Genomic DNA, 14,924 nt, shown 5'->3' with positions numbered 1-14,924 from the left:
GGTTGGGCTTTTCGCAGCCTGCTTCGTCAAGGGGTATCCGAGATCATCACGAGACCCCTCATGCTGCGCACATCCCTGAAAACACTGGTCACCGCCAGCGCCCTGACGCTGGCACTGGGCGTACAGGCAGCCCCCGTCGAACTGGATCTGCCGGCGCAACCGCTGGCTGCCACCCTGAAGCAGCTGGCCAGCCAGGCCGGGGTGACCCTCGCCGTCGATGATCGCCTGGTCGCAAGCCGCTCGGCGCCTGCGCTGAAGGGCACCTTCGCCATCGATGATGCGTTGCGTCGTCTGCTCGCCGGTTCGGGGCTGGTGGTGCAGCGCAGCGGCGACGTCTGGCTGATCATGGAGCACGGGCCGTCCGCCGCGCTCGACCTGCAGGCCACCACCATCAGCAGTGATCTGGCGAGCAGCGCTACCGAGGGTAGCGGTTCCTACACCACCCGTGCGGTCACCCTGGGCAAGGGCGCGCAGTCGTTGCGTGAAACCCCGCAGTCGGTCAGCGTGATCACCCGCCAGCAGATGGACGATCGTAATTTCACCTCCCTGGATCAGGTGCTCTACAGCGCACCGGGCATCACCCTGCAGACGCGCAACTTCGGCGACCATCAGTACAATTCCCGGGGTTTCGAGCTGGGCGCCGATGCCTATCTGGTCGATGGCATGCCCGGCGTGATTCACAGCCCCACCGGCTGGATGACCCCGGACACCGCCGTTTACGACCGCGTGGAGATTCTTCGTGGCGCCGCCGGCCTGCTGGTCGGCAACGGCAACCCGGGCGGCGCGGTCAATCTGGTGCGCAAGCGGCCGACTGCCGAGCCGCGCTTCTCGGTGACCACCCGCGCCGGCTCCGACGATTTCTACCGCATGGACCTGGATGGTAGCGGCGCGCTGAACGAGTCCCGCACCCTGCGCGGTCGTGCCTTGGTGGCCTACGAAGATCGCCAGTATTTCTACGACCGCGAAGCCAGCCGCAAGCCGCTGTTCTACGGCATCGTCGAAGCCGACCTCAATGACGCCTCGACTCTTTCCGTTGGCCTGCGCCGGCAGACGGGCGTCACCAGCGGCTACTCGATCTTCGGCCTGCCGCGCTACAGCAATGGCAAGGCCCTCGGCGTTTCCCGTTCCACCTCGCTGGCGCAGGACTGGAACCGCCACGAAAGCGAGCAGACCGAAGTTTTCGCCGACCTGGAATATCGCCTCAGCGAGGACTGGACCAGCAAGACCTCGCTGACCCGCGCTGAAGGGGGCTTCGATCAGCGTTCGGCACTGCCTCAAGGCGCGATCAACCCGGCCACCAATACGGGCTCGCGCTTGTTCCGAACGCTGTACCGCAGTGATGACGTGACCAACACCGGTATCGACAGCAACCTTTCCGGCAGCTTCGAAGCCTTCGGCCTGCGCCATACGCTGATGGTCGGCGGCAACTGGTCCCGCGAGGAGCAGTACAGCAAGAACGCCAATATCAATACCGCTGCGGGCGTCGGCGCCATCGACGTGTTCGACCCGAACCATCAGGCATTGGCCAGGCCGACGCGTGCCGCCTGGACGTCGATCAACGACAGCGCCGAGACTCGTTATGGGGTTTACGCCAATACGCGGCTGTACCTGAGCGAGCCACTGAGCGTGGTGCTGGGTGGACGGTTGAGTTGGTACGAATACGAGACCGAAGAGACCCTCAGCGGAACCAAGGCAGGGAATCGTCAGGATCACGAGTTCACGCCCTTCGTCGGCGTCATCTACGACCTCAACGACCAGTGGTCGTGGTACGCCAGCTACGCCGACATCTTCCAGCCACAAAGCGATTACCGCACGGCAGCGGGCTCGCTGCTCGATCCGGCCGTTGGCGTCAATTACGAAACCGGTATCAAGGGCGAGCTGTACGACGGACGCCTGAATCTCTCCGCTGCGCTGTTCTACATCAAGCAGGACGACGTGGCGGCAGAAGACCCCAGTGGCGCGCTCTGCGATTCGAACATCGATGGCCTGTGCTACCTGAATGCCGAGATCCAGCGCAGCAAGGGTTACGAACTGGAGGCCAGTGGTGAACTGCTGTCCGGCTGGCAGGTGGCAGCCGGCTACACCTTCAACCAGACCAGCAAGGCCAGCGGCGGCCCCACCGATTACCAGACACCCAAGCACCTGCTGCGCGCCTCGACCACTTATCAGTTGCCTGGTGCGCTCAATCGCCTGACCGTCGGCGGCGCCGTTTCCGCGCAGAGTGGCTACAGCACCGATACCTACGGCCCTGAAGTGAGCAACGCCGGTCGTGCGGTCTACGATGCCCTGGCCACCTGGAAAATCGACCAGCACTGGACGATTGGCCTCGATGCCAAGAACCTGTTCGACAAGACGTACTACAAGTCCGTGGGTGAGCTGCGCCGCGGCAATTACTACGGCGATCCGCGCAGCTACATGTTCACCTTGCGCGGTGAGTTCTGAGTCGCATGCCGGAACTCGTGGCCTGGCGTTGAGCGAAGCGCTACCCAGGGTGTTCATCCCCGGGTAGCGCCGCGCTGCAACTGAGCGGCCGCTACCCGGACAGGATAAACTGTGCGGCATCTCCATTGCCCACCACGTTGCCCGCCATGACCTTCGCTTCCCTCGGCCTGATCGAACCCCTGCTGCGTTGCCTCGACGGCCTCGATTACAAGACCCCGACGCCCGTCCAGGCGCAGGCCATCGGCCCGATCATCAAGGGCCGCGATCTGATGGCCGCGGCGCAGACCGGCACCGGCAAGACCGCCGCCTTCACCCTGCCGATCCTGCAGCGCCTGATGATGGAAGGCCCGACCGTCGCCAGCAACTCGGTGCGCGCCCTGATACTGGTGCCGACCCGCGAGCTGGCCGAGCAGGTGCAGCAAAGCGTGCAGACCTACTCGCAGTTTCTGCCCCTGCGCAGTTATGCGGTGTACGGTGGCGTGAGCATCAACCCGCAGATGATGAAGCTGCGCAAAGGTCTCGACGTACTGGTCGCCACCCCTGGCCGGCTGCTCGACCTGTACCGCCAGAACGCGGTGAAGTTTTCCCAGTTGCAGGTGCTGGTGCTCGACGAAGCCGATCGCATGCTCGACCTGGGCTTTGCCCGCGAGCTGGACGACCTGTTCGCCGCCTTGCCGAAGAAGCGCCAGACCCTGCTGTTCTCCGCGACCTTCTCCGAGGCCATTCGCACCCTGGCCGGCGAAATGTTGCGGGACCCGCTGAGCATCGAAGTCAGCCCGCGCAACGCCGCCGCCAAGTCGGTCAAGCAGTGGCTGATTCCGGTCGATAAGAAGCGCAAGGCCGAGCTGTTCCTGCACCTGTACCGCAGCAAGAAATGGTCGCAGGTGCTGGTCTTCGTCAAGACCCGCAAGGGCGTCGATGAACTCGAGCAGGAACTGCTGGCCGCAGGCATTCGTGCCGATGCGATCCACGGTGACAAGCCGCAGCCGACCCGCCTGCGCGCACTGCAGCGCTTCAAGGCTGGCGAAGTCGACGTGCTGGTCGCCACCGATGTGGCCGCCCGCGGCCTGGATATCGATGACCTGCCACTGGTGGTCAACTTCGACCTGCCCATCGTCGCCGAAGACTACGTGCACCGCATCGGTCGTACCGGTCGCGCGGGGGCCAGCGGCCAGGCCGTGTCGCTGGTCTGCGCCGACGAGGTGCAACTGCTCTCGGCCATCGAAGCGCTGATCCAGCAGATCGTGCAGCGCGTCGACGAGCCGGACTTCATCCCCGACCACCGTGTGCCGCAGACCGTGGCTGGCGGTCTGGTGGTGAAAAAACCGAAGAAGCCGAAAAAGCCCAAGGTGGTGGGGGGCGGCAAGTCCGGCAGCCTGGGCCGCTGGATGGAGAGCGACGAACCTGCCGCACCGCCGGTCAAGGCCATCCGCAAGGTGCCGAGTTTCGGTGGCAAGCCGAAGGGCAGGCGTTAGGAAGATCATGCGGGAGCGAAAGTCGGCGAGACTGTTGGTCGTCAGCCCTGCTGGAAGGATTCTTCTATTCAAGTTTTCCCATGACCAGGGAGCGTTGAGGGGCACTAGCTATTGGGCCACCCCCGGTGGTGCTCTTGAAGATGGGGAAACCTTCGAAGCTGCAGCCAGGCGGGAGTTGTACGAGGAGACCGGCATTGAGATCCTGTCTGTCGGTCTGCCGGTGGGTTACCGAGATTTCCCAATGTGCATGCCCGATGGCGAAAGGGTCGAGGCGCGGGAACAGTATTTTTGTGTGCTAGCGCAGAGCGAAAACCTGAATCGCTCGCAGTGGACTACGCAGGAGGTCGAGGTCATCCGCGACCACCATTGGTGGACTGTCAGCGAGTTGCAGTCAACCAGGGATCGGGTTTGGCCGGAGCGCTTGCTGGACATGCTCCAAGAAGCTGGCGTAACCACCGGCGACCCGCCGGCGAAGCAATCCACTATTCGGTAAGACTGTCGAAGTTTCCCACAGGCGCGACTAATGAACTCACGCTCACTTATCCGCAGTGCCACGCTCCTTGATGTCGCGGCCATCACGTCGATAGTCCACGACGCCTACGCCCCCTATATTCCACGGATCGGCAGGCAGCCGGCGCCGATGCTCGATGACTATCGCCAGGTCATTGCAGGGTACAGGGTGTTCGTATTGGAGGCGGACGGTGCGGTGAGGGGCGTTTTGGTGCTGGAGCATGAGGGCGATGTGCTGCATGTGCAGAACGTCGCGGTCTGCAATCAGGCCCGTGGCCAGGGGCTGGGCAGGCAACTGATGGGCTTCGCCGAAGACCAGGCTCGGGAACTGGGTTGCGTGGCCATCGAGCTGTACACCAACGAGCGGATGACCGAGAACATCCTCTTCTACCCGCGTTTGGGGTACCGGGAAACGCGCCGGGCAGTTGAAGACGGTTACGCCCGGGTGTTCTTTCGAAAGGCGATTTCGCTCGAAAGCTAGACGGTGCAGTGCGAGAGCGCTCCTGGGTATCGCTGCGCTCAATTCAGGCTTCGTGCTTTTTTCCGCTCAGATATTCTGCCCGATCCGCCACAGCACGCCGCTCGGGTCGAAGATGATGAATTCGCGGATGCCCCAGGGCTGGTCTTGCGGTTCGATGGTGCGCACACCGAAACGCTCGCTGAGCTTTTCCTTCTGCACGTTGGCCCACCAGGCTTCGACGTCGTCGACCAGCAGGTGCATGACGAAGTTGTCCGCCTGCTCCTTGACGTAGAAGTTCTGCAGCAGAAAGGCGTTGTGCTCGCCGTTGCTGAAGTAACTCATCTCGTCCGATTGCCAGCCGGGTTTGAAGCCCAGTGCGGTGTAGAAGGCCTGGCTGAGCGGGTAGTCCTTGGCCGGGATGAAGGTCTTGAGTTCGACGCTGGTCAGCATGGGGATCCTCCTGATCCGGGGTTATCGGTTTTTGGTTCGCAGCCAGCGGGCGATGCCCTGGCCGGCCACACGGCCACTGGCGAAGCACGCGGTGAGCAGGTAGCCGCCGGTGGGCGCCTCCCAGTCGAGCATTTCGCCCGCGCAGAACGTGCCGGGCAGTACGGTCAGCATCAACCCCTTGTCGAGGGCTTCGAAAGGCACGCCACCGGCGCTGCTGATCGCTTCCTCCAGGGGGCGCGGTTGGCGCAGTTCGATGGGCAGGGCCTTGATCGAGGCGGCCAGGCGCTGGGGATCGGCGTAGTGCTCGGCGGCGGTCAGCTCGCGCAGCAGCGCGGCCTTGACGCCATCCAGCCCGGCCTGACGATGCAGGTGCTTGGCCATGGAGTGCGAGCCACGGGGCTTGCTCAGGGCCTTGCTCAAGGCGTCTTCGCTGCGCTGTGGCAGCAGGTCGAGGTGCACCGTGCAGCTACCGTCGCGGGTGATGCGCTGGCGAATGCCGGCGGACAGGGCGTACACCAGGCTGCCCTCGATACCGGTGGCGGTGAGCACGAACTCACCCTGGCGCTGCGCCTCACCGCTCAGACCCAGGGCGACGTTCTTCAGCGGTGCCCCGGCGAATTTCTCGCGCAACAGCGGGCTCCAGGTGGCCACGTCGAAACCGCAGTTGCTCGGTTGCAGCGGGGCGATGGGCACGCCGACCTGTTGCAGGTGGGCGACCCAGCTGCCGTCGGAACCGAGCCGTGGCCAACTGCCGCCGCCGAGGGCCAGCAATACGGCATCGGCGTGCACCGCGCGCTCGCCTTCGGGGGTGCCCACGCGCAGGCTGCCGTCGTCATTCCAGCCCAGCCAGCGGTGCCGGGTGTGCAGGTGCACCCCGGCTTCGCGCAGGCGTTTGAGCCAGGCGCGCAGTAGCGGCGCTGCCTTCATGTCGGTGGGGAACACGCGGCCCGAGGTGCCGACGAAGGTGTCGATACCCAGGCCATGAATCCAGGCGCGCAGGGCATCGGCGTCGAAGCCTTGCAGCAGTTCGTCGACCTGCCCTTGGCGCTCGCCGTAACGGCTGACGAACGCCGGGTAGGCTTCGGAATGGGTGATGTTCATCCCGCCGACGCCGGCCAGGAGGAACTTGCGGCCCACGGAGGGCATGGCGTCGTAGAGGTCGACCCGCACGCCGGTGAGCGCCAGGGTTTCAGCGGCCATCAGGCCGGCGGGGCCGCCGCCGATGATGACGGCGGACAGGGAGTTCTGGGTCATAAGATTTGGCGAAGTTGGGCTGGCGCGCATTCTAACGCAGGCTCCGCCATCGGGCATGGGCGCCGCACAGGTCGGCGCCCGTGTTGCTTGCTACTGCTGACGCAATTGTGGCTCGGCCTGCTGTTGCATGCTGGCCTGGGCGGCTTTGGCCCGCTCAACATATTTCTGGTAGGCGGGGATGGCAATGGCAGAGAGGGTACCGATCATGACCAGTATGGCAAAGACGCCGGCGAGGCCCATCAGCCAGGCACTGCCCTTGGTGCGCCCGTACTTGGCGTTCCATTTCTGGTCACTGGTGCAGAAGAATACGATGGCCTCAATCAGCGAAATCAGGCTGGGAATGCCGGTGCCCCAGAACAGCAGATAGAACAGCCCCCACCACTGGCCCAGATAGAAACGGTGAAAACCGAGACCGCCAAGGAACAGCGCGAGCAGACCCGCGGTGATCTTGCTTCGAGGGTTGAGATTCTGGTTGGCGCTGCAGTGCGAGCAGGTCTGCGCAGTGGCGGTGATGGACGAGCCGCAATTACGGCAGAACACGCTTTCTACTTCGAGATTGGCGCCGGGCGCCTGGTAGGCATGAGCTTGCATGGAAACATCCTTGTGAGAAAGGCGGCGACTCTAGCAGTGGGCAGAGGCGGGTGATAGCAGTTGGCTGTGATTCTGTGAGCCGGGTGCTTTCCTATGGGGGGGCGGAGCTACCCGAGCCCTCGTTGCTGCCATACCCGCGCGGCGCTGTGATGGAGGATGCCATGGCGGCGGGCCAGGGCGTGGCGATCCTTGCTGTAGCCGCCACCGATCACGCCGACCACTGGAATGTCGCGGCCCAGGCAATGATGCAGCACGGCTTCGTCGCGGGCAGCCAGGCCGGCGTCGCTGAGTTGCAGATAGCCGAGGGCGTCGTCGCGGTGCACGTCGACGCCGGCGTCATAGAGCACGATATCCGGCTGATAGAGGGGCAGCAGGTAGTCGAGGGTGTCGTCGACGACTTTCAGGTAGTCGCGGTCGCCCAGGCCACGAGGCAGCGGGATGTCCCAGTCGCTGCGGGCCTTGCGCGCCGGGTAGTTCTGCTCGCAGTGCAGCGACACGGTGACGGCGTTGTCCACGTGTTCGAGCAGCCGCGCGGTGCCGTCACCCTGGTGAACGTCGCAATCGAAGATCAGCACGCGATGCGCCTTGCCGCTTTCCAGCAGGTAGCGGGCGATCACGGCCAGGTCGTTGAAGATGCAGAAGCCTGCCGGGTAATCGTAGTGAGCGTGGTGGGTGCCGCCCGCCAGGTGACAGGCCAGGCCATGTTGCAGCGCCTGCTCGGTTGCCAGTAGCGAGCCACCCACTGCCCGCACGGTGCGACGTGCCAGCGCCGGGCTCCACGGCAGCCCGAGACGGCGCTGATCTTCATGGCTCAGCTCGCCGCTCAGGTAACGCTCGATATAGGCGGGGCAATGGCAGAGGGCGAGGATGTCCGCGGGGCAGATTTGCGGACGCAGCAGGTCGGCATCCCGGGTCAGGCCGCTGTCCACCAGGTGGTCGCGCAGCAGACGGAATTTCTCCATCGGGAAGCGGTGGCCTTCCGGAAAGGGCGGGCTGTAGTCGTCGTGGTAGATCAGCGGCAGGGGCATACAATGGCGGCGTTTGGTGAACCCTGGGCAGTATGCACGAGAAGCGAAATGGATGTGATCGAGCTGCAAACGCCGCGCTTGTACCTGAGCGCCTGGCGTGATGACGACCTCGCCGACCTGGCGACCCTGTGCGCTGACGAGCAGGTAATGCGCCATTTTCCGGCGCCCTTGAGCCTTGAGCAGAGCCAGGCATTGCTGGCGCGCCTGCAGCAGCACTTCAGCCAGCATGGGTTTTGCTTCTGGGCGCTGCGGCATCGCCACGACGGGCGCTTCATTGGCATGACCGGGCTGGCCCATGTCGGCTTCGAGGCCGCCTTCACGCCGGCGGTGGAGATCGGTTGGCGATTGCTGCCGGAGCACTGGGGGCAGGGGTACGCCCAGGAGGCTGCTCGTGCGGCCCTGGACTGCGCCTTCGAGCGCCTTGAGCTGCCGCATGTGGTGTCCTTCACGGCCGCCGTGAACGTGCCCTCGCAGCGGGTCATGCAGGCGCTCGGCATGCAGCCGGCTGGCGGCTTCGAGCATCCGGCACTGGCGCCCGGTCACCGGCTACGCCAGCACCTGCTGTATCGGATCACGCGTGGCGAATGGCCGAAGCGGGGCTGAGCCTGTCGCCTCCGTCGCCATCCCGCGATTCCTGACAGGCGGCAAAGGCATTACCATTCACCGTCCGCGCACCCCGCGCGTGTCGCAGTATTGCCCTGGGTAGGGGCCGTGGAGAACCGTATGAGTCAAGTCCTGCAAGAATTGGTGGCGCTGCTGAGCCTCGAGGCCATCGAGGAAAACCTGTTCCGTGGCGTCAGCCAGGATCTCGGTTTTCGCCAACTCTTCGGCGGTCAGGTACTGGGCCAGTGCGTGTCGGCGGCCACCCAGACGGTCGAGGCCGATCGTCATGTGCACTCGCTGCATGGCTACTTCCTGCGCCCGGGCGATGCCGCATTGCCGGTGGTCTATCAGGTCGACCGCGTGCGTGACGGCGGCAGTTTCAGCACCCGCCGGGTAACGGCGGTGCAGAAGGGCAAGGCGATCTTCACCTGCAGCGCCTCGTTCCAGTACCTCGAAGAAGGGCTCCACCATCAGGCGCAGATGCCTGACGTCCCGGGCCCGGAAGGGCTGCGTTCGGAAACCGAACTGGCCAGCCTGGTAGCCGACTCGCTGCCGCCTCGGGTGCGCGAGCGTGTGCTGTTCGACAAGCCCATCGAGATTCGCCCGGTGACCGTCGATAATCCGTTCGCCCCCAAGGTCAGCGAGCCGGTCAAGTACGTGTGGTTCCGCGCTGACGGTGAGTTGCCGGACACACCTGCCATCCACAAGTACCTGCTTGGCTATGCCTCGGACTTCAATCTGCTGACCACCTCGATGCTGCCCCACGGCGTATCGGTGTGGCAGAAGTTCATGCAGGTGGCCAGCCTCGATCACTCCATCTGGTTCCACGGCAACCTGCGCATGGACGACTGGCTGCTCTACGCCATGGACAGCCCCTGGGCTGGCAATGCCCGCGGTTTTTCTCGCGGCAGCGTGTTCAACCGCCAGGGCCAACTGGTCGCCTCCGTGGCCCAGGAGGGCCTGATCCGACTGCGTGAAGACTGGCGCTGAAACGATAACCCGATGACGCCATCATCTTGACTTGTCAGACAGTTTTCCATGTCCGCTGATAGCGGGTGTCCTTTTGTTCTGTAGGACATCTGCCCCATGTCTGCCCGCTTATCTCCTACGTCAAAAAATATTCTTCATTTCAATCAATCTGTTGCGCATGGCATTGAGGGGTTGGTGAAAACATGCCTGATTCATTGACGCGTGCAATCGCCTGAACGTGGTCGACCCTTGTCCTGTGTCCCTCTCAATACCCGGATGTGACGATCCGGGTTTCTGAGCATGGGAGTTTCTCGAGTCTGCAGGAGACGGTTATGCGGCGTTCAGCGCTACTGGTTTCATCCCTTCTGGCGTTGGCCATTGGCTCAACGGCGAATGCAGCCGGTACCGTTACCGGTCAGCTTGGCATTCAACTGGTCATCACCGATGGCTGCACCGTGGGTAACGGCGGTTCTGCCGGCGGGACCTTCGGCAATATCGATTTCGGCAGCGTTGCCGCCATCACCGCGCCGCTGGAGGCGCAGTCCGTGGGTTCTGGCGGCGGTGGCTCGTTCAGCGTGACGTGCAACAACGGCACCGATTACAGCGTGACCCTCGACAGTGGCGGCAACCCCGCTGGCGGTCAGCGCAACATGAGCAACGGCACCGATCTGATCGCCTACAACCTGTTCCAGGATGCTGGCCGTACCACGCCCTGGGGCGACGGCAGCAACGGCGGCGATACCCTGGATTCGACCGGCAATGGCGAGGTCCAGGAGATCGTCGTGTATGGCCAGGTGCCGCCCCGTGCGGCCGTGCCGTCGGTGGGTACCTATACCGATACCGTACAGGTGACGGTGGCCTGGTAAACGCCAGCAGGCGGTTCGTCCGGTCGCCTGCCAACCCCCCGCTTTCTGTCAGGGAATTGCCATGTACGGCTACCGGCCCGTTCAATTCGTGGCGCTGCTTGCGCTCGCCCCCGGTTTGCTCTGCGCTGCCAGCAAGACCGCGACCATCGGTCTGTTCGCCGAGATACTGCCGGCCTGCAGCGCGGGCAGCACCGCAGCGAACGATCTTGGTCAGTTCGGCACCTTCGACCTCGGCACCCACTCCATTCTGCGCAGCCAGCTCGACGTGGTCGGCCAGCCGGGTAACGGCGCGCTGCGGGTCAATTGCCTGAGCAATACGCCCTATCAGGTGCTGATCAGCGCAGGTGGCAGTGGCAACGTCAATGCCCGGCGCCTGCAGGGGCCGAGTGCGCAGATCGCCTACAACCTCTACACCTCGGCGAGCTACCAGACCGTCTGGGACAACACGGTGGGCATCAGCCGCACCGGTACTGGCCAGGATCAATGGCTGCCGGTGTATGGCCGGGTTCCGGCGCAGCGTTCCCCGGCGGCGGGCATCTACCGCGATACGGTTACCGTCACGGTGAAATGGTGACGTCGCTGCGACGTGCCTGGCCGCTCGCGATGCTGCTCGCTGCACTGGATGCGCGCGCCGATACCGGAACCAACGAGCTACGCGTCGACCGGCAATTTCAGGTTCGTGCGGTGATCACCGCCGGTTGCCTGCTCGGTAGCGGCGGCAGCGATGTGGCCAGCTACGGCAACATCAACTTCGGGCCGCTCGGCAGCCTTGGCAGCCCGGTGAACCGCACCAGTACACCCGGCAGCGGCAGCATCGTGCTGCAGTGCACGCCGGGCATCGCGCTGACCATCGGCATTGGTGCCGGGGCCAACGCCAGCAGCGTGACAGACGGGCGTTTTCTGGCCAAAGGCGGCGAACTTCTGCGTTATCAACTATACAAGGACAGTGCCTTCAGCAATGTCTGGGGGGACGGCAACAACGGTGCCACGGCTCTCAGCGCGACGTTTCCCTCTGCTGGGGGTACTCAGAGTTATCCGGTCTATGCCCGGCTGTTCAGCGTTACGCCGATGCCCAGCGCAGGTGTTTACAGCGACGTGGTGACCGTTACCGTGAGTTATTGAACAGGGAGATCCACATGGCCCGTGCGGCATGGCAGCACCTCGATTTTCTTCATGCCAGGGCAGGGGCTTTAGTTCTACTACTGATGTTCGCGGGCCATGTGGGGGCAGCCAGTTCGGTGTTGATCTGGCCGATCAACCCGGTGATCGAGGCCGAGCAGAAAGCGGTGGCGTTGTGGCTGGAAAACCGCGGCCAGGCACCGGTCAATCTGCAGATACGGGTGATGGACTGGAAACAGTCGGACTTCGAGGATCGCCTCGACGCGCAGCGTGAGGTGGTCGGTAGCCCACCGGTGGTGACCATCGCTCCGGGCAAGCGGCAGATGATCCGCCTGATGGTCATGCAGGCGCCGCAGGTCGGGGTGCAGCGAGCCTACCGGGTGCTGATCGACGAGATGCTCGACAGCAATGCGGCTCCCGATCCGCAGCTGGGTGTGAAGTTTCAGATGCGCTATTCGATTCCCCTGTTCGTATTCGGCAGCGGCGCAGCGCCGGAGAGCGCCACCGAGCAGGCTGGCAAGAGCGTGCAGAGCCTGGCGCCAAAACTCAGGTACCGGATTCAGCAGCAAGGCGGCACACGCTTCCTGCAACTGCGCAACGACGGCACTGCCCATGCGCGATTGTCGGCGGTGAAGTTCGCTAGCGGTGGCAAGCAGCAGGTGGTGGCCGAGGGCCTGCTCGGCTACGTGTTGCCCGGCGCGCAGATGCGCTGGCCGTTGCCACCGGGGGTGGGCGCTGATGGCGCGGTGCTGGAGGCCATGATCAATGAGCGCAAAGAGCCCCTGTCGATACCCGGGCAGTGAGCATGCGGTTCGGTGGTCGTTGAACGATGCCCTCAGGGATGCGCGCTGCCCTGGCTCATTGGCTCGGCGTCTTGCTGCTACTGGCGGGGCAGGCGGGGCAGGCACAACAGATGCCCGATGAGTACGTTCTTTATCTGGAGCTGGTGGTCAATGAACTGTCGACCGAGCGGATCGTGCCGGTGACTTATCGCGCCGGCCGTTATCTGGTCGACAGCGACGAATTGCGCGCTGTCGGTGTGCCGTTGGCCGAGGACGCCAGCGGGTTGCAGGATCTGGCCGTTATCCCGGGGCTGCAGAGCGACTACCAGCAGGAATTCCAGCAGTTGAAACTGACCCTGCCCAGCGATTGGCTGCCCGACCAGACGGTGGGGCAGACCCAGGTTTATGAAGGGGTGGCGGCCCAGAGCTCGTTCGGAGCGCTGCTCAACTACGACTTCTATTACAGCGACAGTGACGAGGGCTCGCGCCTGCTCAACGGTTGGCTGGAACAGCGGGTGTTCGGCAGCATGGGGCGGCTCAGCAACAGCGGCGTATACCGGCATGCCTTCGCAGGCAACCGTGCCCAGGGTGATGGCTATATTCGCTACGACACCTTCTGGCGCTACAACGACCAGCAGCGGATGCTCAGCTACGAGGCCGGTGACCTGATCACCGGCGCGCTGACCTGGAATCGCGCGGTGCGCATTGGCGGGGTGCAGCTATCGCGCAATTTCGGTCTGCGCCCGGACCTGATCACCTACCCGTTGCCGAGCTTCAGCGGCGATGCCGCGGTACCGACCTCGGTGGATCTGCTGATCAACAACAGTCGGGTCAGCAGCGAAATGCTCAACCCCGGCCCCTTCACCATCAGCAGCGTGCCCTTCATCAGCGGCGCCGGCACCGCGACCGTGGTGGCCACCGATGCACTGGGGCGCCAGGTGGCCACCGACGTGCCGTTCTACGTGACCAATACCCTGCTGCAAAAGGGGCTCTACGATTACTCGCTGTCCGTCGGCAAGCTGCGCCAGGACTACGGTGTGGAGAACTTCGCCTACGGCAGCCAGGCCGCCAGTGGCACGTTCCGCTATGGCGTGGGCGATGGTTTCACTCTGGAAAGCCATGCTGAAAGCGCTGATGACCTGCGCCTGGGCGGTGTGGGCGGCACCTTCGCGGTAGGCACCTGGGGCACCCTGGGAACCTCGGTTTCCTACAGCGCGCACGATGGCCAGCGCGGCCAGCAACTGAGCTTGGGCTACAGCTATTACTCGCCGTTGTTCGGCCTTGCCATGCAGCGCGTGCAGCGCGACGAAGCCTATGCCGACCTCAGCGTGATCAGCGCGCTGCAGAGCAGCCGTGGGATTTCGGGGCTGGCGAAGACCACCGACCAGGTGACCCTGTCGCTGAACCCCCGACGCATCGGCAATATCGGCATCGGCTATTTTGCCAGCCAGATGCATGACGGTACCCGCAGCCGCCTGGTCAACCTGTCCTGGTCGCGCGGGCTGCCTGGCAACAGCAACCTGTTCCTGTCGCTCAACCGTGAAATCGGTGAACCCGGCTATTCCGCGCTGCTGCAATGGATGATCCCCTTCGACCTGCGCTCGACCTTCAGCGTAGGCCTGGAGCGTGATCGCGAGGGTGGCTATCGGCAGCGCAGCAACTTCGGTCGCAGTGCACCCAGTGAAGGCGGGGTGGGCTACAACCTGGCCTATGCCGCTGGCAATGGCGACCGCTACGCTCAGGCCGACATGACCTGGCGTGCGCGGCATGCCCAGTACCAGGCAGGCGTCTACGACGATGGCGGGCGGCGCACCTACTGGGGCGATGTCAGCGGCTCGGTGGTGGCGATGGGCGGCGGGGTGTATGCCAGCAACCGCATCGACGACGCCTTCGTGCTGGTCAGCACCGATGGCTATGCCGGGGTGCCGGTGAGTTTCGAGCACCAACTGCTCGGCGAAACCAATTCCCGGGGGCATCTGCTGGTGCCCTGGGTGCCTTCCTACTACCCGGGCCAGTACGCCATCGATTCACTGGGGCTGCCAGCCAATATCCGCACCCCGGAGGTCGAGCGCAGCATCGCGGTGCACGAGGGCAGCGGTGCGATGCTCGACTTCGAGCTGCGTCGGGTGGTGGCCGCCAGCATCGTGCTGATCGACAGCCGCGGTGAGGTGCTGCCCCGTGGCAGCCAGGTGACCCTGGAGGGGCGTGACCGACAGGCCACCGTTGGCTGGGATGGCCTGGTGTATTTCGAGGGGCTGCAGAAAAGCAATCGCCTGCAGGTGGCGCTGCCCGATGGCGGTCAGTGCGCCGCGGGGTTCGAATTGGAGAGCCTCGATGAGGAAATGTCCCTGGTGGGACCACTGACATGTCGTTGA

General features: G+C 64.2%; 15 protein-coding genes. 11 read left to right on the top strand and 4 right to left on the bottom strand.

All coding sequences use genetic code 11. The features are described 5' to 3' along the window. Positions 1–60: 60 nt before the first annotated feature. The 4 genes from ACT9T4_RS10405 (at position 61) to ACT9T4_RS10390 (ending at position 4,908) form a co-directional block, all read left to right on the top strand. Positions 61–2,442 (top strand): TonB-dependent siderophore receptor, encoded by a 2,382-nt coding sequence (locus ACT9T4_RS10405; RefSeq protein ID WP_042553007.1) that lies wholly within the window; start codon positions 61–63, stop codon positions 2,440–2,442. Positions 2,443–2,588: 146 nt separating this feature from the next. Next, positions 2,589–3,917, top strand: a complete 1,329-nt coding sequence (rhlE1, locus tag ACT9T4_RS10400) for an RNA helicase RhlE1 (RefSeq protein ID WP_499116833.1) — start codon at positions 2,589–2,591, stop codon at positions 3,915–3,917. A gap of 7 nt (positions 3,918–3,924) precedes the next feature. After that, positions 3,925–4,410 carry an NUDIX hydrolase gene (locus tag ACT9T4_RS10395; protein ID WP_499116831.1) on the top strand — a complete coding sequence of 162 codons (486 nt, stop codon included), beginning with the start codon at positions 3,925–3,927 and terminating at the stop codon, positions 4,408–4,410. A gap of 30 nt (positions 4,411–4,440) precedes the next feature. Next, positions 4,441–4,908, top strand: a complete 468-nt coding sequence (locus ACT9T4_RS10390) for a GNAT family N-acetyltransferase (RefSeq protein ID WP_499116829.1) — start codon at positions 4,441–4,443, stop codon at positions 4,906–4,908. Between the two features lie 66 nt (positions 4,909–4,974). Here the strand turns inward: ACT9T4_RS10390 and ACT9T4_RS10385 are convergent, their stop codons facing one another. The 4 genes from ACT9T4_RS10385 to ACT9T4_RS10370 form a co-directional block, all read right to left on the bottom strand. Beyond that, positions 4,975–5,337, bottom strand: coding sequence for a VOC family protein (locus ACT9T4_RS10385; RefSeq protein ID WP_179539051.1), 363 nt, complete (start codon positions 5,335–5,337; stop codon positions 4,975–4,977). Positions 5,338–5,358: 21 nt separating this feature from the next. After that, positions 5,359–6,591, bottom strand: a complete 1,233-nt coding sequence (locus ACT9T4_RS10380) for a TIGR03862 family flavoprotein (RefSeq protein ID WP_499116827.1) — start codon at positions 6,589–6,591, stop codon at positions 5,359–5,361. Positions 6,592–6,681: 90 nt separating this feature from the next. Next, the gene (locus ACT9T4_RS10375) at positions 6,682–7,182 is read right to left on the bottom strand and encodes a TM2 domain-containing protein (RefSeq protein ID WP_499116825.1); all 501 of its coding nucleotides are present in this window, start codon (positions 7,180–7,182) and stop codon (positions 6,682–6,684) included. Between the two features lie 107 nt (positions 7,183–7,289). Next, positions 7,290–8,210: a histone deacetylase family protein gene (locus ACT9T4_RS10370; protein ID WP_042553012.1), complete on the bottom strand. Its 921-nt coding sequence runs from the start codon at positions 8,208–8,210 to the stop codon at positions 7,290–7,292. Positions 8,211–8,258: 48 nt separating this feature from the next. On the opposite strand from ACT9T4_RS10370, the gene ACT9T4_RS10365 reads away from it, so the two are divergent. The 7 genes from ACT9T4_RS10365 (at position 8,259) to ACT9T4_RS10335 (ending at position 14,924) form a co-directional block, all read left to right on the top strand. Then, positions 8,259–8,813, top strand: coding sequence for a GNAT family N-acetyltransferase (locus tag ACT9T4_RS10365; RefSeq protein WP_499116823.1), 555 nt, complete (start codon positions 8,259–8,261; stop codon positions 8,811–8,813). A 120-nt stretch (positions 8,814–8,933) separates the two neighbouring features. Next, positions 8,934–9,803 carry an acyl-CoA thioesterase II gene (gene tesB / locus ACT9T4_RS10360; RefSeq protein WP_042553013.1) on the top strand — a complete coding sequence of 290 codons (870 nt, stop codon included), beginning with the start codon at positions 8,934–8,936 and terminating at the stop codon, positions 9,801–9,803. Positions 9,804–10,114: 311 nt separating this feature from the next. Next, positions 10,115–10,648, top strand: a complete 534-nt coding sequence (locus ACT9T4_RS10355) for a Csu type fimbrial protein (RefSeq protein WP_042553014.1) — start codon at positions 10,115–10,117, stop codon at positions 10,646–10,648. Positions 10,649–10,709: 61 nt separating this feature from the next. After that, complete coding sequence (locus tag ACT9T4_RS10350) at positions 10,710–11,222, top strand: Csu type fimbrial protein (protein WP_499116820.1); 513 nt, start codon at positions 10,710–10,712, stop codon at positions 11,220–11,222. A 29-nt stretch (positions 11,223–11,251) separates the two neighbouring features. Then, on the top strand, positions 11,252–11,770 hold the full coding sequence (locus ACT9T4_RS10345) for a Csu type fimbrial protein (RefSeq protein ID WP_499116951.1): 519 nt from the start codon (positions 11,252–11,254) through the stop codon (positions 11,768–11,770). 14 nt (positions 11,771–11,784) lie between these two features. Further along, positions 11,785–12,570, top strand: coding sequence for a fimbrial biogenesis chaperone (locus tag ACT9T4_RS10340; RefSeq protein WP_082045745.1), 786 nt, complete (start codon positions 11,785–11,787; stop codon positions 12,568–12,570). A gap of 38 nt (positions 12,571–12,608) precedes the next feature. Beyond that, positions 12,609–14,924 (top strand): fimbria/pilus outer membrane usher protein, encoded by a 2,316-nt coding sequence (locus ACT9T4_RS10335; RefSeq protein ID WP_231570130.1) that lies wholly within the window; start codon positions 12,609–12,611, stop codon positions 14,922–14,924.

Source organism: Pseudomonas sp. SZ40, assembly GCF_052958135.1.
Note: the sequence above shows the minus strand (reverse complement) of the source record. Positions and strands in the feature narration are given on the sequence as shown.